The 22,613-nt window shown below is 59.4% G+C and carries 17 protein-coding genes; 10 read left to right on the top strand and 7 right to left on the bottom strand.

What is annotated here, in order from left to right:
• The first annotated feature begins 44 nt into the window (after positions 1–44).
• A complete protein-coding gene (locus tag QP995_RS01740) occupies positions 45–707 on the top strand; it encodes a DapH/DapD/GlmU-related protein (RefSeq protein ID WP_080969604.1) in 663 nt (220 codons plus the stop codon).
• 1 nt (position 708) lies between these two features.
• Here the strand turns inward: QP995_RS01740 and QP995_RS01735 are convergent, their stop codons facing one another.
• Positions 709–1,695, bottom strand: coding sequence for an asparaginase (locus QP995_RS01735; RefSeq protein ID WP_080969603.1), 987 nt, complete (start codon positions 1,693–1,695; stop codon positions 709–711).
• Between the two features lie 91 nt (positions 1,696–1,786).
• On the opposite strand from QP995_RS01735, the gene QP995_RS01730 reads away from it, so the two are divergent.
• Positions 1,787–2,554: a WKL family lipoprotein gene (locus QP995_RS01730; RefSeq protein WP_049190453.1), complete on the top strand. Its 768-nt coding sequence runs from the start codon at positions 1,787–1,789 to the stop codon at positions 2,552–2,554.
• A 178-nt stretch (positions 2,555–2,732) separates the two neighbouring features.
• On the opposite strand, the gene QP995_RS01725 is transcribed toward QP995_RS01730, so the two are convergent.
• Positions 2,733–3,761 (bottom strand): hypothetical protein, encoded by a 1,029-nt coding sequence (locus tag QP995_RS01725; RefSeq protein ID WP_246821782.1) that lies wholly within the window; start codon positions 3,759–3,761, stop codon positions 2,733–2,735.
• Positions 3,762–3,851: 90 nt separating this feature from the next.
• Here QP995_RS01725 and lspA point away from each other — a divergent pair, with 90 nt between their 5' ends.
• The 4 genes from lspA (at position 3,852) to rarD (ending at position 7,216) form a co-directional block, all read left to right on the top strand.
• A complete protein-coding gene (gene lspA, locus QP995_RS01720) occupies positions 3,852–4,421 on the top strand; it encodes a signal peptidase II (protein WP_049193998.1) in 570 nt (189 codons plus the stop codon).
• A 68-nt stretch (positions 4,422–4,489) separates the two neighbouring features.
• Positions 4,490–5,401, top strand: coding sequence for an RluA family pseudouridine synthase (locus QP995_RS01715; RefSeq protein ID WP_042389388.1), 912 nt, complete (start codon positions 4,490–4,492; stop codon positions 5,399–5,401).
• Positions 5,398–6,123: a hypothetical protein gene (locus QP995_RS01710; RefSeq protein ID WP_049193997.1), complete on the top strand. Its 726-nt coding sequence runs from the start codon at positions 5,398–5,400 to the stop codon at positions 6,121–6,123. The genes QP995_RS01715 and QP995_RS01710 overlap by 4 nt, the downstream gene beginning before the upstream one ends.
• A gap of 124 nt (positions 6,124–6,247) precedes the next feature.
• On the top strand, positions 6,248–7,216 hold the full coding sequence (rarD, locus tag QP995_RS01705) for an EamA family transporter RarD (protein WP_049193996.1): 969 nt from the start codon (positions 6,248–6,250) through the stop codon (positions 7,214–7,216).
• On the opposite strand, the gene QP995_RS01700 is transcribed toward rarD, so the two are convergent.
• The 3 genes from QP995_RS01700 to QP995_RS01690 form a co-directional block, all read right to left on the bottom strand.
• Positions 7,213–8,640, bottom strand: coding sequence for a D-arabinono-1,4-lactone oxidase (locus QP995_RS01700; RefSeq protein WP_048734784.1), 1,428 nt, complete (start codon positions 8,638–8,640; stop codon positions 7,213–7,215). The genes rarD and QP995_RS01700 overlap by 4 nt on opposite strands.
• The gene (locus QP995_RS01695; protein WP_049190443.1) at positions 8,637–9,926 is read right to left on the bottom strand and encodes an alanine racemase; all 1,290 of its coding nucleotides are present in this window, start codon (positions 9,924–9,926) and stop codon (positions 8,637–8,639) included. Before QP995_RS01695 ends, QP995_RS01700 begins: the two co-directional genes overlap by 4 nt.
• Before the next feature lie 80 nt (positions 9,927–10,006).
• Entirely contained in the window at positions 10,007–10,171 is a 165-nt protein-coding gene (locus QP995_RS01690) for a hypothetical protein (protein ID WP_016422979.1), read from the bottom strand.
• 244 nt (positions 10,172–10,415) lie between these two features.
• Between QP995_RS01690 and dnaE the strand changes: the two genes are divergently transcribed.
• The 3 genes from dnaE to QP995_RS01675 all read left to right on the top strand — a co-directional run bounded on the left by dnaE (position 10,416) and on the right by QP995_RS01675 (position 19,112).
• Positions 10,416–13,973 (top strand): DNA polymerase III subunit alpha, encoded by a 3,558-nt coding sequence (gene dnaE / locus QP995_RS01685; RefSeq protein ID WP_016422978.1) that lies wholly within the window; start codon positions 10,416–10,418, stop codon positions 13,971–13,973.
• A 56-nt stretch (positions 13,974–14,029) separates the two neighbouring features.
• Positions 14,030–15,325: a threonine ammonia-lyase IlvA gene (ilvA, locus tag QP995_RS01680; RefSeq protein WP_049190440.1), complete on the top strand. Its 1,296-nt coding sequence runs from the start codon at positions 14,030–14,032 to the stop codon at positions 15,323–15,325.
• A 106-nt stretch (positions 15,326–15,431) separates the two neighbouring features.
• A complete protein-coding gene (locus QP995_RS01675; RefSeq protein ID WP_187404135.1) occupies positions 15,432–19,112 on the top strand; it encodes a hypothetical protein in 3,681 nt (1,226 codons plus the stop codon).
• On the opposite strand, the gene treZ is transcribed toward QP995_RS01675, so the two are convergent.
• Complete coding sequence (gene treZ, locus QP995_RS01670) at positions 19,109–21,025, bottom strand: malto-oligosyltrehalose trehalohydrolase (RefSeq protein WP_070429574.1); 1,917 nt, start codon at positions 21,023–21,025, stop codon at positions 19,109–19,111. The genes QP995_RS01675 and treZ overlap by 4 nt on opposite strands.
• A gap of 129 nt (positions 21,026–21,154) precedes the next feature.
• Between treZ and QP995_RS01665 the strand changes: the two genes are divergently transcribed.
• Entirely contained in the window at positions 21,155–21,856 is a 702-nt protein-coding gene (locus tag QP995_RS01665) for a YigZ family protein (protein WP_370449640.1), read from the top strand.
• Positions 21,857–21,862: 6 nt separating this feature from the next.
• On the opposite strand, the gene QP995_RS01660 is transcribed toward QP995_RS01665, so the two are convergent.
• On the bottom strand, positions 21,863–22,609 hold the full coding sequence (locus QP995_RS01660) for a helix-turn-helix domain-containing protein (protein ID WP_016422973.1): 747 nt from the start codon (positions 22,607–22,609) through the stop codon (positions 21,863–21,865).
• Positions 22,610–22,613: the final 4 nt, after the last annotated feature.

Here is a 22,613-nt window from a genome sequence, read left to right as displayed (position 1 = left end):
GTTCGCGGCGCTCTGTTTATGCGCTGTCCGTAAATTGGGGCACTATGACTACCGAATCCCGCATTGCAGAGCTCGAGGCAGCTCGCCGCGCCTCGTTGCGCAACACCGATCGAGATCCGAATCCGTCGACCACACTTCCCGACGACGGTCTGGATAACCGCCAGCGCATGTTAAACGGTCAGTGGTATATCGCGGACCATCCGGAATCGCAGGCTCTGAACGTGCGAATTGGCCAGGTGGCTGCTGAATTTGAGGTCGCGTTCCGCGAAAACCAGCAGGCAGCACAGCAAGTGCTGGCACCGGCATTGGGGTCTTTCGGAGAGAGCAGCACCGTTCGCCCGCCCATTTACCTGGACTACGGCGATAACATCCACATCGGCGACAACGTTTTCATCAACTTTGGGCTCACCGCACTTGACGTGGTGAAGGTGACAATCTGCGACTACGCGCAGCTCGGGCCCAACGTGCAGCTTCTTCCACCAGTACACCCACTGGGAGCTGAGGCCCGCGCCGCTTATCTAGAGTCTGGAGATGAAATCATCATCGGACGCAATGCCTGGATCGGTGGCGGAGCCATCATCCTGGGCGGTGTACACGTCGGCGACAATTCCGTGGTCGCCGCGGGTGCCGTGGTGACTAAGGACGTTCCCGCGGGCGTAGTCGTGGCTGGAAACCCGGCGAAAATCATCCGCATCATCGAGGCGTGAATTAGAACAGCGTCTGCGGATGCACATTCGCAGCCAGCGCGGCGGCGAGAATGATGCGCGCCTGCGGTGCATGCACGCAACCAGCGCTAATCACACCGTGCCGAGCCAGCGTCGCACCGCCACCGGCACCGCCGTAGGCGGCGTGGACATCACCACGCGGGACGCGCGTTGCCATCACGACGGTCACATCAGCGGCAATGGCCCGGGCAATGGCAGCGGCAAACTCATCGGAGACATTGCCCGACCCCAGGCCTTCTACGACAATGCCGCGTGCACCGGCGGCGACTGCCGAATCCAGCAGTGATCCATCTGCACCCAAGTAGGCGGGGATAATCTCTACCTTCGAGCCCGCCAAAGCCGCCAGAGGCAGCGGATCTGGACGAACCGGCTCCTCCGGTGCATTAGTGGCAAAAGCCAAAGGATCGGTTGTGTGCCACTTCGTCGCACCTCGTACCGGCAAGACTGCGTGGCCAAAGACAATAAGAACGCCAATTCCCTGCGCAGAGGCATCGGAAGCAATGGTCACGGCCTCAAAGAGGTTCCCCGGTCCGTCGGTTTCCGGATGATCATAGGGAAGTTGTGCACCAGTAAAGACAACCGGACGCGAGTCAGCATGGAAAATATCGGCAGCCATGGCCGTTTCCTCCATCGTGTCCGTGCCATGAGTTACGACGACACCGTCCACGGAGTCGTCATCAAGCACTTCGTGAATAGCGGCGAGAACACGGTCAACGTCGGTGAACGCGAGATTCGACGAGTCCAGCATCCCGAGCTCACGAACTTCCAGCTCTAACATGCCCTCTGGATAACGCTGCGCGACCGCTGCGACGAGCTCCGTGCCCGAGATGGTCGGGGTTAGCGCACCGCTGCGATCTGTGGTGCAGGCGATGGTGCCGCCGGTGGTGATGACAACGATTCGGCGAGGGGAGGCCGTGCTAGACGAGGTCGAGCTAGCCGGGGAATGATCCTGAGTCGACATGTCCACCATCTTACCCAGGCGATGTTTTGGCCTTGTGTAGGATTATGGAAGGCGTGAAGCCAGCGAATCTTCATGCAGATTTTATTGGAGTAGTGCACATATGAAAGTCCCCTGCAACCAGCGCGTTAGCGGAATGCGTTGGCGCACAGCGCGTGGTGTGACAGTAGCGGCGATGGTCTCGGTCAGCGCACTTGGGCTAGCTGCCTGCGGTGGTGGCAATACTGCAGCGCCGACGACTGAATCGAAGACATCCAGCTCGGCGGAACCCGTCATCATGCTGCCGACGCGCGCAGAGCTTAACGACGTCCTCGCACGCCTTATCAACCCCGATTTACCTATCGAGGAAAAGGCGCTGACCATTGAGGACGGCGATACTGCCGGCGATTTCTTCGACATTGTCACCAATAGTGCCAATGAGCAGGAAATCAGCTTTGATGTCATTGATCCGATTACGCCCGGCTTCACGACGAAGCAGGCCGTAGCCGGTGTCAATATCCTCCGCCCGGAGGAAGATCCGATGCTCGTGGATCAGGTGGACTTCATTTACAGGGATGGCCGTTGGATGCTGAGCAAGGAATGGGCCTGCAACCTGGCATCGACGCTTGATCCGGAGCACAAGCCTGGGTTCTGCCTCGCGCCGGGCGAAACCCCTCCGCCGCCACCTGAGCCGGAGGAAGAAGCCCCAGTTGAAGAGGCTCCGGTTGAGGAGGCCCCAGCACCGGTCGAGGAGCCAGCCCCGGCTCCGGCGCCCGAACCACCCGCTGAGGAAGTTCCGCCACCCGCGCCTGAACCGCCGGCTGAGGAGGTCCCGCCACCGCCAGCTCCGGCTCCGGCGGAGGACGCGCCTCCTCCACCTCCACCGGCTTAGGTGCCGTTGGCCCAGGCATCACAGCCTAGCCCGGTCGGGTGCACTGGGGCAGACAAAAGAAAGTGTCTAGGTTTATGACAGTTCCGCCCATTTTTTGGGAAGAAAAGTGACATAAACCTAGACACTTTCTCGTCTTCTAACCTTGCGCTGGCCAGAGCTATTTCTTCTGGGCTCTGGGCTACTTCTTCGACTCGCTGCCGTCCTTAAACTCCAGCCCGCGGTGCGTCTGCTGAGTGATGCGCACATCGGAGTTGCCGTCGCCGTAGGTCACGGAGGTCACAAAGTCGATGTTGCCCTTCATCGGAAGGGGCTTAGTCAGGTCGATGGTGACGCGGTCGGCAAGCATGTCAGTCGTGGCCTCGACAACCTTCAGTGCACCCTCTCCGCCAGTGTCCAACTCCGTGACGGTCGGCACCTGCTTGACATCGACCTTCAAATTAACAGTGTCGCCCGCACGGCTGAGCAGGGTATAGGTCACCTTCTGCGTCATCGTGGTCTGGCCTTCGACCTCGCTTTCGACCGTCCAGGTCGCATCCTTTCCGATGTCCTCGGAAGGGAAGACGATAGGTACGGAATGCAGCTGCTGCAGCGCCATCTCCACACCAGCGCGAGCGGTGTCGGTCGCCTTCTCCGGCGCTCCCAGCTTGAGTTCCTTGACCTCACCAGTGGCTGTTGTTGACCAATCAGAGATAAAGCCCTGTGCGGTAGCGATATCCTCATTCAGCTCATCGTTGGAGCCGTGGGGTTTACCCACCTCTGACGTCACCACACGAGTATCGTTATCGCTGGTAACAGTGCTGGTCAGGGGGATTTCCAGGCGGGTGTCCGGGAACGTCTGGTCGCTATCGGCGTTTCCGCCACGCTGCGCGAAGCCCTGCGTCACCGCCACGGTCGACTCCTGCTCTGCACCGTCGTCCTTCCAGCGCACGCTCGCCAGCTCACCGCTACCAGCACTGGTCAATTCGACCTTGGGTTGTGCAACGTCCACGGGTTGCGTTTCCACCGAGCTTTCCGACGAGCACGCGGCCAATGACACCACAGTGGTAGCGGCAACAACAGCGGTGCCGACCCTCGCCAGCAGGCCACGCTTGGTGTGACCAGGCTGGTCGCTGCGGCTAGGTCGACGGAACCACGAGGAGGTGGTGCCTCCTGCACGTCGTAAAGCAGAGGAGGCCGGAACAAACTGAGATTGGAAACGTCGAGTCACACCGGTTAGCGTACCGGTTTCGTGGTGGATATGAACCACCCGGGCGGTGTCAGTTGGCTGAATATGGGTTTGTTAGGCCATTATGGGACAGTGACTAAGAAGGAAACGAGGACATATTTCCCGCGGCGGGGGATTCTCGCTGCGGTTATTGTGTCAGTTGCGATCATTGATCAGCTGACCAAGATTATCGCTTTGAAGACTCTCGATGGCCGTCCTGCGGTGCAGGTCATTGGCGATCTCTTCGAGTTGCGGCTCGTTTTTAACCCCGGTGCAGCCTTTTCCTTTGGCACGAACGCCACCTGGGTTTTTACCACGTTGCAGCTGGTTTACATCCTGGCTGTGATGTGCTTTTCCCATTGGCTGCGCAGTCCTATATCGGCGACTGCAGCGGGGCTTATTGCTGGTGGTGCGCTGGGCAACCTCATCGATAGGCTGTTTCGGGAACCCGGTTTCTACGTCGGCCACGTCGTCGATTTCCTGTCGGTTAAGGGTTTTGCCGTATTTAATATCGCGGACTCCGCGATTACTGTGGGCGTTATTATCCTCGTTATCTGGATGGTTTTTTCCAAGGAGCCGGATCTCTTCGCTGATCAGATTGCAGCGGAGAAGAAATCTGCTCAGCAGGATCAGAAGCAGTCGGCGGAGGGAGGACAGCAGTGAACGACAATGCAGTAAATGGTGGTGCAGCACTCGGGGGAGCGCACCAGCCCGACCGAGAAACCCGGCAGATGCCCGTTCCACCGGGCTTGGCTGGTATGCGGGTAGACGCCGGTGTGGCTAAGTTGTTGGGGCTCTCGCGCACAGCGGTGGCTGATTTGGCAGCGGCTGGGGACATCACGGTCGATGGCGTGAGCGTTGGCAAGTCCGACCGATTGGAAGAAAACGCTTTCCTCTCTGTGTTGTTGCCGCCGGTGGAAAAGCCATTGGTTCCCAAAGAGGAACTCGTCGAGGGCATGGACGTGCTCTACCACGACTCCGATTTGGTGGCTGTTCACAAGCCTGTCGGTGTGGCCGCACATCCGTCAGTCGGTTGGGAAGGCCCAACGGTTATCGGCGGACTGGCGGCTGCTGGTTTCCGCATTTCTACCTCCGGTCCGCCCGAGCGAAAAGGCATCGTGCATCGCCTCGATGTTGGCACCTCTGGCGTGATGGTTGTCGCCTGCTCCGAACGGGGCTACTCCGTGCTCAAGCGGGCGTTCAAAAACCGTGAGGTGTCCAAGACCTATCACGCTCTGGTTCAGGGGCATCCGGATCCGCTGTCCGGGACAATTGATGCGCCGATTGGCCGTCATCCGTCGGCGGGTTGGCGCTTTGCCGTCCGCCAGGATGGCAAGCATGCTGTGACGCACTACGAAACGCTTGAGGCCTTCGCCCCAGCAACGCTGCTGAAGGTGAATCTAGAAACTGGGCGTACGCACCAGATTCGCGTGCACTTCTCTGCGCTGAATCACCCATGCTGCGGCGATCCCATGTACGGTTCTGATCCGGCATTGGCCAAGCGGCTGGGGCTCAACCGCCAGTGGCTTCACGCGGTCTCGCTTGGTTTCCACCATCCGGCAGATGGTCGCTGGATGGAAATCGAATGTCCATACCCAGATGATTTGAACCACGCATTGGAAGTTTTGAGGCAGAGCGCATGACGCAGACCCCATCGGGATCCAAGACCCCACCACGCCGTGAAACTCGTGCGAAAAGCACTGGTGACGGCAGTATTTCGCCAGTGATGGCACTAATCTCTGGTTTCTGTGTTGTCGTATTGGTGATTGTGTTAGCAGTCGCTTCGACCTCCGATCGGGTAAGCAAGCCGCAGAACCTCAACGGCGATGCGCTCGGCCCGGACCCGTGGGAAGCAACCGAGCAGTACGTAGAGCGTGCCGACAAGTCCCTCGAGAATATGAAGAAAGAGGACCACCGGCTAAAGACAGGCCAGCCAGTCGTGGAGGACCCGAAGTTCTGGGCGATGGTGACTTTTGATCGGCTGCTTGATGCGCAAGAAGCGGCACAGGTCTATGAAAAAGAGCCCTCTCTGCGAGTATCGACTGCAATCATCGGCGGTGTGAGCACCCGGTATTTGCCGCAGCCGAGTAAAACAGCTAGCGAAGAAAAGCTGCTGCAAGATCAGCTGGAGTTAGCGGCTGCTTACGCGGACGTCGCGATTGACGACGAACGGCTCGGCTTCAACGGTTTACTGGTCTATGGTGACGCTGAATCGTTGATGGATGTCAAGAAAATGCCCGATGTGAAAGCTGTCGAGGCGCTGCCATCAGATGCGGCGCGTGGCCGCTTTGGTATTCGCCCGGTGCTGAGTTCCGGCTTCACGGATAAAGATCCGCTCTTTGCGCCAGGGCTGAGCCAGAACTAAGCGGCCAGAACTAATAGAAACCAGAACTAAGTGTCCTAAATCCAAACGACTAGGATGAAGCGGCTAGAACTCTGCCGCCAGTACGCAGTCAGTTTCAACAAGAACGAAAAGGAGTCAGTCAACAGTGATTCAGGCATTCGGTGCGTACCTTTTGTGGGCGCTGTTTCCGCTCTATTTCCCCTTGCTGGAACCAGCAGGGGCCGTAGAGATTTTGGCGCACCGATTCGTCTGGACCCTTGTCTTTATGGTCATTGCCCTCAGCTTCATGCGCGCATGGCCAGAGCTGAAGGCCGCGAGTGCCAAGACCTGGGGCACTATTTTTATTGCCGCACTGTTGATCTCCGTCAACTGGGGTGTGTACGTCTACCTGGTCAACAATGGGCAGGTGGCGGAGGCCGCGCTCGGCTACTTCATCAACCCGCTGGTCAGCGTTTTGTTGGCGATGATTTTCTTCCGTGAAAGCATCTCGCGGTTGCAGCTCGGCAGTGTCATCCTGGCAACCATTGCGGTCATTGTTCTCACAATTGGTGTGGGACATCCGCCGTTGGGTGCGCTGGCGCTGGCGTTCAGTTTCGGTTTTTACGGACTAATGAAGAAGCGGGTATCGCTTTCCTCCGCAGCTTCGCTGACGGCCGAGTCCGCCGTAATCACACCGATTGCTCTGGCCTACATCCTCTGGTTGACCTACAACGGGCAGAGCACGTTTAGCTCCGAAGGAACAGGCCACACGCTGCTCATGATGAGCGCCGGTGTTGCTACCGCCATTCCGTTGCTGCTCTTCGGCGAAGGTGCCAAACGCCTGCCGCTGGCCACCTTGGGTCTGATGCAGTACCTCACTCCGGTTCTCCAAATCACCCTGGCAGTCACTGTGCTGGGCGAGCAGCTCGAACCGGAGCGCTGGATCGGGTTCTTCATCATCTGGGGTGCCGTCGCGCTGTTCATCTGCGACCTCATCTTGAAGATGCTCCGGCAGCGTCGGGTTCGCCGGGAACTCCGCAAGGCCGGTGTTGAACCGGCCGCGGTTTCCGACGATGCCGCTGACCAGGCGGATGGGGCGGTTACCCGGGACGTCGTAAAGCCGGCAGATAATTAGCAGAAAAGTTCGCGCAGGTGCTCGTTGAGGAAGATTCCCTGCGGGTCGACCTTTTCCCGTAGTGCCTGGACCTCGCCGAACAGCGGATAACGTTCCGCGAAATCCTCCGCGCGAAGCGTGTGCAATTTGCCCCAGTGCGGGCGACCTTCGTGGGCCTTGAAAATCGGCTCGATGAGGTTGAAGTACTCTCGATAATTTTCCTTCCAGTAGCGGTGGATGGCGATGTAGGCACTGTCGCGACCGTACGCAGTGGATAGGGCCACATCATCGGCTTTCGCGGAGCGCACCTCGATGGGGAAGGAGACTTTCATCCTCTTGCGGGCAATCGCGTCGCGGATTTCCCCGAGGACATCGGAAGCGGCCTCGAGCGGGACGGAGTACTCCATCTCGGAAAAACGCACTCGGCGCGGCGAGACAAAGACCTTGTGCGCCTCATTGGAGTAGCTGCGCTCTGGCACGGTGTTGGTGGCAATCCGGTTGATGGTATCGGTCGTAGCGGGAATGGCCTTAGCAATCTCGCAGCACGCCAAGAGTCCCATGTTGTTGACGACTTCGTCGTTAAGATACGTACGCGCGCTGCCCAGGCGCTGCTTCAGGCTATTGCGGCTCGGGCGGCGGTGGCGCTGCGGTTCAATGCGAGTATTGTGCTTGACCAGCGTCTCGCGCTGTCCCGGGAACCAGAAAAACTCCAGGTGGTCAGCTTCTTTGCAGCGCTCGGCGAAACTCTTGCGCAGGGAATCAAACTCTTCGCGGTGCTCGTCGGCGTGCAGATCAAACGCTGGCACGACGGACATCGTGACCTCCGTAAGCACGCCGAAGACACCCAGTCCCAGCCGTCCGAGGCGGTAGAGCTCGCCGTCGATTCCCTCAGCGTCCGGATGGCAGTGCCTGACGACGCCATCCGCGGTGACAATCTTGAATCCTTTCACGGTGCCTGCGAAGCCGGTGAATCCAAGCCCGGTGCCGTGTGTGCCAGTAGAGATAGCACCGGCCAGCGACTGCGGATCGACATCGCCCTGGTTGGGAAGTGCCCAACCGAGCGGGCGCAGAATACCTGGAGTGTCGCGCAAGCGAGTGCCGGCACGCAGCGTGGCGGTCTGGTTGGCGGCGTCGAGTTCGACCAGACCAGAGCAGCGATCGAGTTGAATGCGGTGCCCATCGGTGGTGGCCACGGAAGTAAAAGAATGACCGGCCCCTAGCGGGCGCACCGTAGTTCCTTCGGTCTTCGCCGCTTTAATTACCGAGATAACGCCCTCATCATCGTGCGGCTGATGAGTGTAGGACGGGGTGCACGATTGCGTGTGCGCCCAATTGCTCCAATGAGAGTTGGCGACGGCTTTTGCCTGCGCACGCCGACGTACGCGTGGTACGCGGGACTCAACTGTAGAGACTGTGAAGCGGGCGTTGTTGCGTGAATTGCTCATGTGAAGATCAATCCCTTTCCTCGGTACGTGGGCCAGTGGGCGATGATGGCGCCATCTCGAACTGCAATGACTTCTTGTGTGTGCTCGGCTATTTCGCCGGCCTTGGCGTGGCGGAACCACACGGGATCTCCCAGCGAAATTGCGTCGGCGGTCTTGCCGAGCAGCGGAGTCTGCACCTCACCTGGTCCTTCCTCTGCCGCGTAGCGCAGGCCAGTGGGGTACCAGGGGGTTGGCAGCCGGTCAGCTCCCGCCGGTCCAGAGGCAATTCGACCACCGCCGGACACCGTGACCACGCCCTTCTTAGGGCGTCGCGTCGCCGGCAACACAAACCAGGACGCCGGGCGCAGATTGAATGCGCGATAGTTATCGAAGAGGGTTGGTGCCAGGAACCCCGACCCCGCCGCTGCCTCGGTGACTGCGGCCTCGGCGCACGTCGACTCCAGCGACCCCGTGCCACCACCGTTGACAAACTCCAGCGGCCCCGCCACTTTCTCGACTGCAGCGACAACCTTCGCGCGGCGCTTTGCCAATTCCTTCTTTGAGACGGCCTGCATCACTCGAATTGCGCGCGCACGCAGGGAGTTTCCGGCATCGCCCACTCCGGCAATGTGTCCCTCATACATCATGATTCCGGCCAGCTGCAGCTCCGGGTGGGCAATGATCTGCTTGGCAAACGCCGCTGCCTGCTTCGGCGAGAACAGGCTTGAGCGCAGCGTACCGATATGCACGCCGGGGAGGGGACGAAAGGATGCGTCGACGTCCATGCACACGCGGATTGGCGCATTTTCGCTTGCCGACGACGCCAGCGCCTCCAGATGCTCGGGACGGTCAACCATGACGCAGATGGCGGCACGCGCTGCATCATCGTCGGCAAGCTCTGAGATAGCGCGGGCGTCAAGAGTTGGGTAGGCGACGACGATGTCGTCGCTAATGCCTTCTCGGAATAGGTACAGCGCCTCTGCCAGTGAATATGCCAGCACGCCCTGGAAACCGGGGAAGGCCAGGACGTGCGAAATAAGCTGTGGAATGCGAATCGATTTCGAGGCCACGCGGATAGGCATCCCGTTTGCACGGCGGAGCATATCGCGGGCATTGGCTTCGACCGCCGCGAGGTCGACGACGACTGCAGGAAGGGAAGTGCAGTTAAGCAGCGTGTCGGTAGCTAGTGGCGGGCGGGCTGTCTGGGGCGTCTGCGGCGGCAGCGCTTCAGGCAGGTGAGACATCGATGTCGGAGCCGGGCGGGATGTGTCCGAGGACTCCGGGGCAGAAGCTCGAGAAAGTTTCATGCCCTAAAACGTAATCATTGAAAACCTGTACTGTCTTTGATTTTGAAAAGAAAGTCAGAATTTTCCAGGTCTGCGCCCTTTTAGACCAGCCAGCTGTAGCGGGCGGCATCCATGTTGGAGGTGATGACATCGCCATCGATGAGGTAGCCGGCGGCAACTGGGCGGCGGTCGATGGTTGCAAGAACCTCGTCAAGCTCGGGCTTGGGGAAGTAGGTGAAGTGGCCATCGGAAAGTGGTGCGAACACTGTATTGCTCCTTTGGTTCTTTGCTCGAGGGCAGTGCGTTTCTTTGTGGCCGCGAGGAAAACATGAGAACTTCCTCACGAACCGTGGTGTCGAGTATTGTTAACTGGTTTTGAAAAGTAAAGGAAAAGTAAGAGTGATGTTGCACACGTCTTTAGCTATAACTGTGCAGGCATAAGGGGCTGCTTCATTTTGGGTGTTCGAAGGAATCTTGTTCAGTCCGGGGGATTGTCTACAATCTGGACTCATGGCTAACTCCTCCTTCGTGCACCTCCACAATCACACCGAGTACTCCATGCTCGACGGTATGGCGAAGATTGATTTGCTCGCCGACGAGGTTGCGCGACAGGGAATGCCTGCGGTCGGTGTCACCGACCACGGCAATATGTTTGGCTCGAATGCGTTCTATCGGCAGATGAAGTCCAAGGGCATCAAGCCAATCATCGGCATTGAGGCATATATGGCGCCGGAGAGCCGTTTTAATAAAAAGCGCATTCAGTGGGGTGAACCGCATCAGCGTCGAGACGACGTCTCGGGTCGCGGTTCCTACTTGCACCAGACCATGTTGGCTGCGAATGCGCAGGGTCTGCGGAACCTGTTCTACCTGTCGTCGATGGCATCGTATGAGGGACAAATTAGTAAGTACCCGCGTATGGATGCCGAGTTGGTGGCAGAACGCGCCGAGGGCATTATCGCGACCACTGGTTGCCCGTCGGGTGATGTGCAGACGCGTCTGCGTCTGGGGCAGTTCGACGAGGCTCTGCAGGCCGCCGGGATGTGGCAGGACATCTACGGCAAGGAAAACTACTTCCTTGAGCTGATGGATCACGGGCTGGATATTGAGACCCGTGTGCGCAGTGAGCTACTGGAGATTGGCCGGAAGCTGAACCTGCCGCCGCTGGTTACGAATGACTGCCACTATGTCACCCGTGACCAGGCCAAGGCTCACGAGGCTATGCTCTGTGTGCAGACGGGTAAGACGCTCAATGACCCGGACCGTTTTAAGTTCGACGGTGACGGCTACTTTATTAAGTCCGCCGAAGAAATGCGCGCGACCTGGGATCACCTAGTCCCGGGTGCCTGCGATAACACGCTGCTCATCGCAGAGCGCGTCGAGGACTACGACGAGCTGTGGGAGGAGCACCCGCACGATCGCATGCCGAAGGCGGACGTTCCGGAAGGGGAGACGCCGACGACATGGCTGCATCACAACGTGATGGAGGGGCTGCGCAAGCGCTTTGAAGGGCGCGAGGTACCGGAGGAGTACATCCGGCGCGCGGAGTACGAAATTGAGGTGATTGACGGTAAGGGCTACCCGTCGTACTTCCTTATCGTGGCGGAGTTGATCCGCCATGCCCGTGAGGTGGGCATCAAGGTCGGTCCGGGGCGTGGTTCCGCTGCCGGTTCTTTGGTTGCATACGCGACGTGGATCACCAATATCGACCCGATTGAGCACGGTCTTCTCTTCGAGCGATTCCTGAACCCAGAGCGCCCGTCCGCGCCGGATATCGATATCGACTTCGATGACCGCCGCCGCGATGAAATGATTCGCTACGCCGCCGATCGCTGGGGCGAAGACAAGGTGGCGCAGGTGGTCACCTTCGGTACGGTGAAGACCAAGCAGGCTCTGAAGGACTCGGCGCGTGTGCAGTTCGGTCAGCCGGGTTACCAGATTGCAGACCGCATTACTAAGGCGCTGCCACCTGCGATTATGGCTAAGGACATTCCGCTGAGCGGCATCGTCGACCCGGAGCACCCACGCTACGGCGAGGCCGCCGAGGTTCGTCAGCTTATTGAAACCGACCCGGATGTGGCTCGAATTTACGAGACGGCTCGTGGTCTCGAGGGCGTCGTTAGGCAGACCGGCGTGCACGCCTGTGCCGTGGTGATGGCGTCGGTGCCACTCTTGGATCACATCCCGATGTGGAAGCGACAGGCTGACGGCGCGATTATCACTGGCTGGGACTATCCGGCGTGTGAGGCCATCGGTCTGTTGAAGATGGACTTCCTGGGTCTTCGAAACCTGACGGTTATCGGTGACTGTATTGAGCACATCAAGTCCAACCGAGGCGAGACAGTTCTGCTCGATGACCTTCAGACCGATGATCCGAAGGTCTATGAGCTGCTGTCGCGCGGTGACACCCTCGGTGTGTTCCAGCTCGATGGTGGCGGAATGCGTGAGCTGCTCAAACGCATGCAGCCAACGGGCTTCGACGACATCGTGGCATCGCTGGCGCTGTACCGTCCGGGGCCGATGGGTGTGAACGCGCACTTTGACTACGCGGATATTAAGAATGGTCGCAAGCCTTATAACGCCATCCACGCGGAACTGGATGAGCAGCTGAAAGAAATCCTGGAAGAAACACACGGCCTGATCGTGTACCAGGAGCAGATCATGAAGATCTCGCAGAAGCTGGCGAATTACACCGCGGGCCAAGCAGATGGTTTCCGTAAGGCCATGGGTAAGAAGAAGCCCGAGGTGCTGGCCAAGGAGTTCGTGAACTTCGAAGGCGGCATGTTGGAAAATGGTTTCTCTAAGGATGCTGTCCAGAAGCTGTGGGATATTATTCTGCCCTTCGCCTCGTACGCGTTTAACAAGTCTCACGCGGCGGGCTACGGCCTGGTGTCCTACTGGACCGCGTATCTGAAGGCCAACTACACCGCTGAGTACATGGCGGCGCTGTTGACCTCGGTGGCGGATGATAAGAACAAGCTGGCTATTTATCTGTCGGACTGTCGACACCTTGGCATTAAGGTGCTGCCGCCGGATGTCAATGAGTCGGGTATGGACTTCGAGCCGGTCGGTGAGGATATTCGCTTCGGCCTTGGCGCTATCCGCAACGTCGGCCATGATGTGGTCGCGTCGATTGTGAAGACGCGCGAGGAGAAGGGCAAGTTCACGTCGTTCTCGGACTACCTGGACAAGATTGAGACGCTGCCGTGTAACAAGCGCATCACCGAGTCGTTGATTAAGGCCGGCGCTTTCGACTCGCTGGGGCACCCACGAAAGGGCCTTGCGCTCATTCACGAAGAGGCCATTGACTCGGTGCTGTCGACCAAGAAGGCTGCAGACAAGGGACAGTTCGACCTGTTTGCGGGCTTCGGTGGGGAAGAGGACACCGGATCGGAGAGCATCTTTGAAATCCGTGTGCCGGATGAAAAGTGGGATCGCAAGCACGAGCTGACCCTGGAACGAGAAATGCTGGGCCTCTATGTCTCCGGTCATCCACTCGATGGGTTCGAAGAATCGCTGGCCGCGCAGACCGATACCGCTTTGACCACGGTCGTCGGTGGGGAAGTCGCTAACAACACCGAAATCACTATTGGTGGCATTGTCTCTAGCGTTGACCGTCGCGTGAATAAGAACGGCCAGCCCTGGGCGATTATCGGTATTGAGGACCACAACGGCGCGCGCGTGGAAGTTATGGCTTTTGCGAGAACCTACGCGATGATTGCCACCAGCATTGCTGAAGACGCCATCGTGCTTATTCGTGCCCGCGTTCAGTACCGCGATGACCGCATGAGTGTGGTCTGTGATGACCTGAAGCTGCCGGACCTTGGTCGCAATGGCTCCACTTCGGCGCCGCTGCGTCTGACCATGCGCACTGATCAGTGCACTCCGGAGATGATTGCCAAGCTGAAGTCAGTACTGCTGGACAACCCAGGCGACTCCGACGTTTACCTCAAGCTTGTCGACGGCGATTCCCACACCACTTTGGTTCTCGGCGAGCACTTGCGGGTCGACCGGGACGCCAGCTTGATTGGTGATCTGAAGGCGACGATTGGGGCCAGCATTTTGGGGTAGCTTATCGCGGCCCTGATTGTCGCAACCGGTTGTATGACCGAGTAGAGTCATAGCTCATGAGTGAGAATTCTGTGCCTGCTTCCCAGACCGAACGCCGACTTGTTCACGCGGCCGATATTCAGATTGCGCAGGCACGAATTTCTTCGGTTATTGCGGCCACTCCGCTGCAGTTCAGCCCACGTCTTTCCGAAATCACCGGTGCAAAGGTATTCCTCAAGCGGGAAGACCTCCAGGACGTGCGCTCGTACAAGATTCGCGGTGCCTACAACGCCATGGTTCAGGTTACCGACGAAGAGCGAGCAGCAGGCGTCGTTGCGGCATCTGCAGGAAACCACGCTCAAGGCGTGGCATATGCCTGCCGCCAGCTGGGTATTAAGGGGCGCATCTATGTGCCCAATGCCACGCCGAAGCAGAAGCGCGACCGTATCGCTTACCACGGCCGCGATGCCGTTGAGATTGTCGTTGTCGGGGACTCCTTCGATGAGGCCGCCGCTGCGGCGCGTGCTGACGCACAGCGCACTGGTGCCACCATGGTGGAGCCATTCGACTCCTTCAACACCATCGTCGGACAAGGCACTGTCGCAGCTGAAATTATTGCGCAGCTCTCCGGTCAGGGGTTGACTCTGGATACCATCTGCGTACCGGTCGGTGGCGGTGGTCTGCTCAGCGGTGTCACCTCTTACCTGTCGGATATGTCGCCGAACACCCAGGTCATGGGTGTGGAACCTGCGGGTGCGGCCTGCATGCGCGCAGCCCTGGAGAACAATGGCCCGATTACGCTGGGGCACACCGATCCGTTCGTCGATGGCGCCGCGGTGGCCCGTTTCGGTGACCTGCCATGGCACATCCTGGAGGCCAACCGCAACCGCGTTCATCCGATGATTGCGCCGGAGGGCGCGGTCTGTGAGGCGCAGCTGGATCTCTATCAGAACGAAGGGATCATCGCTGAGCCGGCCGGTGCGCTGTCTGTGGCAGCTCTGGAGCAGATGCAGTTTGAACCGGACGAGGTTGTTGTCTGCATCATCTCGGGCGGTAATAACGACGTGCTGCGCTATGCCGAGATCATGGAGCGCTCGCTGGTCTACCGCGGCCTCAAGCACTACTTCCTGGTCAACTTCCCGCAGAAGCCCGGCCAGCTGCGTATGTTCCTCAGCGATGTTCTCGGCCCGGATGACGACATCTCGCAGTTCGAGTACCTCAAGCGCAACAACCGCGAAACTGGCGCGGCTCTTGTCGGTATTGAGCTACGTCGTGCCTCTGACCTCGAGGAATTGCTGGCACGCATGGATGCCTCGCCGCTGAAGTGCCGCCGACTGGTACCCGGCACACCAGAGTATGACTTTTTGACCTAGACTTGCTGGGTCCAGCTGGGAAACCTCCGAGGAAGTCCTCCCAGCTTCGTTAATTAAATGAATCTTTTCGAGCAAGCTTTGTAGCGAAGGGGAGCGTCCACCCACTATGACTGGGGCAAGCAGTGTCGACCAGGGTGTCCGAGTGGAAAATACCGTGATTGTCGAAATGTGGCTGGCTGCCGCAGAGCAGGACCTGGCCACCCGGATTCCGGGTCTGCTGGAATCCGCCACACAGGCCAAAGTTGAGCCACTGTTTGTCTGGTCAGGGCTGGCGATGGACGAGGTTGAGCGTATCGACCGCTTCCTGGGAACGCTCCTGGCCCATCATCTGGTGGGTGGTACTGCTGCCGATATTGAAGCTGCGAAGAGTGTCGTTGACAATCACCCGCTGGTCACCCTTGCCTCGCTGGTAGGACGCGCCGCGCGTGTTGCGTCGGCAAGCGAAATGTGGCTGGACTGGCCAGCCGCTCTGCAGCTGGATCCAGACGCTGACACTACCGGCGCGCTCATCGAGCACCTCGCCGCCGCAGTGCCGACAATGCTGGCCAATGCTGGTTTGCCTAACGACGTCGACAGCAGCCAGGCCGACGCGGATCCGCTGCAGCGGGCAGCGCAGGTGCTTCTTCTGCACGCGGGTGTGCAGCTATCAGTGATGCCACTGATTATCGAGCGCTGCGAGGAACTTGCCGGCGTATCGGAGCTATCCGACCCTTCATCAAATGACCTGGTACAGGCGCTGTCGAAGGTTCATCCGCTGCTCGAGGAGCTGCTGACCGAAATCGCAGAGGCGGAAGATGGTGTCTACCCACTGGCGCTGCGTCAGTTGGCCAGGACGGCACCTCGTCAGGCGCACAAGTTGTTTAAGGCAACCCTCGGCTATGCCATTGCCACCGCCGCTGATCCGGCCAACTGGGAGGCTCGGGAAGAACTCGGCCAGCTCGATGCGGGGCTGCCGCCTATTCTGGTGGCCGCTGCGCGTGAAGAGCTGCGTATGCGTCCGGCGGGTACTGCGAATCGTCGTGAAGCCGTGGGCGTGGTGGCAACGACCGGCCGCCCGCAGCTGTACTTCGATGAGCTGACGCAGACCGTTGGCGTACAGCTACCGACGCCGCTGGATCCGGCGGGACGGACCTGGCGTGTCACCTTCGGCGGCACGGTAGCAACGACGCCGGTGGTGGGCCTGCAGGATTCGCTGCCGCGTCCAGTGGTGACCATCGATGAGCCGGTGCGCGATGTGCTGGTGGAAATCGGCGATGAGAAGCACTGGCGAGTCCCCGCGATTAGCACTGAGGACCCGATTCTCATTTTCGGTGCCGACGGTCAGTCAGTCACAGACAAGGTCTCGCTACACTCGACGTCCGCTACGGTGGTCTACCCGGTTGATGCCACACTCGTTGACCCCGTCACAGGCGCTGAGGTGCCATTGCTATCGGACCCGCGCCCATTTAACTGGGAGCTGTGGCAAGTCGCTGAGATCGACCTTCGCGATGTTCATGCAGTTCAGGTTCGTCGGTCCGGGGCGGCTGGCGAGGTTCGCTCGGCATCACCGCAGCGGCAACCGCGAATGACCATGCCCCACGCACGTCTCGACGGCACGGTGTCTGCCTACGGCACCCCGGTTTACGCCGGTGGGCCGGTCGCTGTGTTCCCGCCGACGCTGTCCGGTAAGGACGAGTCCTGGCGCGCCATTGTCACCGATTTTGGTGGCTATGGTGCGTTTACCACGGATTCCGTCATGGTCTATGACCTCGAGGTGCCCGCCGCGGGTGGCGAGGTTGAGATCCTTACCGATGATGATTATCCGTGGGTCGGCGAGTTCGTGGTTCGCCTGGTCAATCCGCGTGGCCGCAGCTTCCAGAAGCACTTCGCCATTGCCGAGCAGGCAGACCTCACGATTACTTACAGCGGTGGTGGCGACGGCTTCCGCATCCCAACCATCGACGGGCTGAGCCCCGCCGACATCCGCGTTGTCTCCGGTGACAAGCCGCTTGACGCCGAGCCCGCTATCGTACGCCTCGGGGCGGACGAAGTCACAGGTACCGTCGAGCTTTCCACCGAAGAAGGCGCATGGCTGCAGTTGCAGGTCACGCCAGGCACGCTGCAGTTTGAGGTTCCGCTTGCCGACGAATCCGTCGCCCGCCGCACCACTACATTGGTCACCCGCCCGAAGCGTGTCGATGCCTTCGGCAAGATTGTCGTCAATGCCCCGGGCGAGTTGCGCCATGCGCATGTTGCAGTTTCCAGCGGTGAGCGCGACATCTGTCGTGTCCCCATCAAGCGTTTCGGCGATACTGGCTACGCGGAGTTCGGCAAGTTTGCCGACCGTATCTCCCTGCTGAAGGCCCTGCGCATCAGTTTGGACTGGACACGTGTGACGGGACGGAAGCGCCTGTCTGTACCACTGGTGGAGGCTTCCTCCCGCGATGCCATCCGCCAGATTGCCTTCAACGATGAAGCCACTGACATCATCGAGGTTGATGTCGCTGACGACGTTTCGCACTTGCCGATGACCCTGTGGCTCTGGGCCGCCGGTCAGCCGTGGCGCGAACCCGTCGCCCTGGAAGTCGTAGAGGGCGAATGCGAGCTTCCCGCCGAACTCCGCGGCCTTGGCCCATTTGTCGCGCAGGTGACTCTCGGTGTGGAAAAGGAACGCCACCCGCAGTGGCCGGCGGCCGGGTCGACCATTCTGAATCATGTCGATGATGCAGAGGCTATCGACCTCGATGGCGAGGACACCGATCCCGTTGCTCGCGCGCAGGAACTGTGGGGCGAGCTAAATCAGGATCAGCTCGCACGTTTGTGGACACTACTGGCGACCTTGCGGGCTGGTCGTGCAACCGACATGGTGCAGGCGAATCCGCTGCTGGCCGCACCTAGGTTGGGTGCGATCTTGTGTGCCGAACCACGCGCCGGTCTGGCAGCGTTGAACCGTTCAGTCATCGCGCTCGACGATCAGCCGGGTATGTTTATCGCCTCCGGACTCGTGCTGGGAGACTTCAGCGCTACTAAGCCAGTGCCGGGGCGTCGCCGTGTGCCGTGGCTCGGTGCATTGGCAGCATTGGCGGATCTCACTGATGAGAGCGTGGACCGTTCTCGTCAGCTGGATTACCTGCGCACAACTGGTGGCCAGGGACTGCTGGACATTGCTGCCAGCGGCCAGGACACCACCCTGGAGTCCGCTACTATCGACCAGAGCTCGGTGCAGATTACCTCGCTGCCGGAAGCACAGGCCAGCGCTATTCTGTCGCAGGTCTTTGATCCTTACCGCATGGTCCCGGGTCCGCTGACCGACGATGACGCTCGCTTCACCGCAATCTACGAAGTGGTACGCAATCGTGCTGAGATTGTGGAATCCGGTGTCATGACCCAGCTTGCCGCCGCCTCTCGGGTGTTGTTTAAGACGGTATCGAAGGCGTCTCCACGACTGCGCAAGGCGGTCAATGTGCGCTTCCACAAGCTCGACGGCATCGATGCGGATGATCCTTCGCTGCACTGGACTCTGGTGCCGGGAACGTCACTGCTTATTGCAGTGGCTGCCCGCGTATTGGCTCGTACTCAGGCTGAGAACTCTGATGCCAGTGTCGCCGCTGTCCGTGAGCTGATTCCGATGTGGGCTCAGCTGGCGGACCTGGTTCCGACGTTGGTGATGAGCGATATTCTCATCGCAGACGCGTTGGTGGCTCACGTCCTCCACGGTGATGTCACCGAGTTGCCGTGGCCAGCACCCGAGTCGGGTGCAGCGGATGAGGAAGAGTCCGACACCGAGGCTGAAAGTCCGGCTGACTAGCTGAGCGAGACGACAGCGTAGCCCCACGCTGGAAGCGAGATTTCGGGACCGGCAGCTTCGTCATTGACGATGCTGGCTGCTGCGTCTTCAAAAGTGTGCAGCAGGTGGGCGGAACCGAACTCGGAATCCAGGCTGACGCTGGTTTCGGCGTCGGAGAAATTCGCCACCAAAGCGACAGTTTCAAAGGCATCCGAGTTTCGGGCACCCATTTCGCGCTCATCCTGGCTGCGCACAACGACGAGGCAACGATTGTCCTCGTCATACTCAGTCACCACAGATGCCGACCAGGGAGTGCGAAGCGACGGGTGGGACTTCCGCAGCGCGAAGAGATCGCGGTAGGCCGCCAGAATAGTGGCGTGCGAGCCCTCCGAGACCTCCTGCCAATTGAGCTTCGAGTGGTGGAAGGTCTCTGGATCCGATGGGTCGGATACCTCCTTCGGATCCCACCCGGCACGGGCAAACTCACGTAGGCGTCCCTCGCGCGTGAGCCGTTGCAGCTCCGGATCTTCATGGGAACAGAAGAAAGCAAACGGGGTAGAGGCGCCCCATTCCTCACCTTGGAAGAGCATCGGGGTGAAAGGACTGCAGGCGATAACTGCTGCCTTTAAAACCTGCTGCGCCGGAGTGAGGTTCATCGACGGACGGTCACCGACAGCGCGGTTTCCCGTTTGATCATGTGTGGTCGTGTACGTTACGAAAGCATGCATGGGCTGTACAGACAGGTCGAAGAGACGACCATGAGTGCGACCACGGAACGTCGACATTGTGCCCGTATGCCAGAAGCCAGTTTCCAAAGCACTAGCTAGCGCTTCCACCGACCCAAAGTCTGAGTAGTAGGCGTGGTCCTCGCCAGAGACCAGCGTGTGCAGTGCATGGTGGACGTCATCATCCCACTGAGCGTTGAGGCCAAAGCCACCTGCAGCGCGCGGGCGGACCAAACGCGGATCATTCTGGTCGGACTCTGCAATCAAAGAACGCGGAATACCAGTCTCGGCTGCGACAGTGTCTGCGACAACCTGCATCTGCTCCAGAATGTGGAATGCCCCCTCGTCATGCAGGGCATGGACCGCGTCCAGACGAAGACCGTCGACGTGGTAATCCACCAGCCATTGGCGCACTGCATCCAAAATATACGCACGCACCTCATCAGAGTTGTCGCCAGTGAGATTGACAACCTCACCCCAACCCGTCGAACCACCAGCGGTGTAGGGGCCGAAAAATCCCACATAGTTGCCGTCTGGACCAAAGTGGTTAAAGACCACATCCAAGATGACAGCCAAACCCTTTCGGTGACACGTATCAATCAGCTTCTGTAGACCCCGCGGGCCACCGTAGCCCTCGTGCACGCTGTGCCAGGACACACCGTCATAGCCCCAATTACGGTCACCACCGAAAGGCTGCACTGGCATCAGCTCAATATGTGTTACCCCCAGCTCAATCAGATGGTCTAGATGTTCCACCAAACCTTCGAAATCACCAGAATCGCTGAAGGTGCCCACATGCAGCTCATAAATCAGACCTCCTGGCAGAATCCGGCCCGACCAGGCCGAGTCCTTCCACTTATAGGCACCCAGGTCAACGACCTCGGAGAAACCATGCGGACCATCCGGCTGCGACTGGGAACGCGGATCTGGCAGCGGTATTGTCCAGTCACCGACAGCAGGGGAGGAGCCGTCCCCCGATTCGTCGTCAGGCGCGCCGAATCCCGCATGTGCCCGCAGCGAAAATGCGTAGCGATCCCCCGGTGTACGAGCCACATCAGCTTCAAACCAACCAGAGTTGGCGCCGTAGCCATCGGTGGCGTCAGCGATTGGATGCATATCAAAAATCGCTGGCGCGTCAGGATTGCCCAACAGCAGACGGACTTCGGAAGCGTACGGGGCCCAGACTCGGTAGTTGCTCATGGGCACCATGGTAGGTCAGTCAGCGGATTGGCACAGGGGAACCGTTTTCGAACACCGCGTATTTGAGGTGAGTCCAAGGTGAAGTCGAGATAGTAGCGAGCGACGGTGATTGGGTGTGCACGAAGCCCATAGGCAACAATGGACACTATGACCACCGAGCCATCCACTTCGACCGAAGCGACGCAGAAGCAGCGCGACATCGAGCTGATTGTCCCCGCCGGCGGTGACATCGTCACGAATGAAATCGAGATTAAGAAATCTCGCTTCATCACGTGGATCGCGCGTGCTGACGACGAAGACAGCGCCCGAGAGGTCATCAATTTGGCCAAGGCGGAGTACCCGGATGCTCGCCACCACTGCAGCGCATACATTCATGAGGTCGTCGGAGGGAATCGGGTGGAGCGATCCTCAGATGACGGTGAACCTGGCGGCACGGCAGGGCGCCCAATGCTCGATGTGCTCCAGGGCTCTGGAATGACGAATGTCACCGCCGTAGTGATCCGCTATTTTGGCGGCATCAAATTAGGCACGGGTGGGCTTGTGAGGGCCTATTCGGATTCGGTCTCAGAGTGTCTAGAAAAAGTCACGCGCATGCGGCGCGTGCAAAGAGCCTTGAGAGTAGTGAGTGTCTCCGCCGCAGATGCCGGTCGCATCGAAGCGGAATTGCGTGCTCGTGGTTATGAGATCGTGGAAACGCGGTGGGGCCAGAACGTGGAGTTTTCCATCGCGGTGACTGCCGATGGGATTGCCCAGCTTGACGGCGAAATGCAGGCGCTGACTAAGGGAGCTAGCGAGCCGTCTACGGACGGTGGCGAAATCTGGTGGGAGCTGCGCGCTTAACAGCCGCTAACCCTGGTTCGGGGATTCCTCGCCGTTGTGTGCGCCGCGATGGCGCTTGAGAATTTCCACCAGTTCGTCCTTATTTTCCGCAATCTTTTCTGGCCGACCGAAAACGCAGACTGCCGCGACAGTAGCACCGTCTTCCTCCACTGCGATAGAGACACCGTCAACGCCACCGCCTTCGGCAATACCCGGGGCAGCACAGACGCCGGTCTCTGCGATTTCCCCGGCCTGGCGGAGGAAATCATCCACATAGACCTGGTCTTCCGGCCGCGCGGAGTTCAGGTAGGACCACAGTTCGCGCTTTTCAAACCGACTCATCAAAACCCAACCTGCAGAGGTGCGCAACAGCGAGCGCGGCAGGAAGTTCTCCGTCAGGTACTGGTAGCGCATGGATTCACCGACGGTTTTGAGGTAGAAAAGCTTGCCACCAACCGGCAGTGCCAGCACGGTAATCAAGCCAGTTTCGTTGTGAATCGCCTCGAGCTCAGCCGTCGGAACGTTGACCATGCGACGACCGGCCATGACATTGAGCAGAAACGGCGCCATGCCGAGCGTGTAACGCTTGTTGGACTCGTCAAGGTAACCTGTCACAGTCAGACCGTTGACAAGGCCCTGCGTGGTACTGAGCGGATAGTTCAGCGTGTGGGCGATGTCAGTGAGGGTTAGACCTTCGTTAGAGCGCGCAACGAGTTCGAGGATCGCCGCAACGCGGTCGACCATGCGGTGGCGGGGGCGGACAGTTTCTGTCATAGGA

Source organism: Corynebacterium sp. MSK032 (genome assembly GCF_030232065.1).
In the GTDB taxonomy this organism is placed as follows: Bacteria; Actinomycetota; Actinomycetes; order Mycobacteriales; family Mycobacteriaceae; genus Corynebacterium; species Corynebacterium jeikeium_D.
The sequence above is the reverse complement of the archived record's forward strand: the minus strand, read 5'-3'. Positions and strand labels throughout refer to the sequence as shown.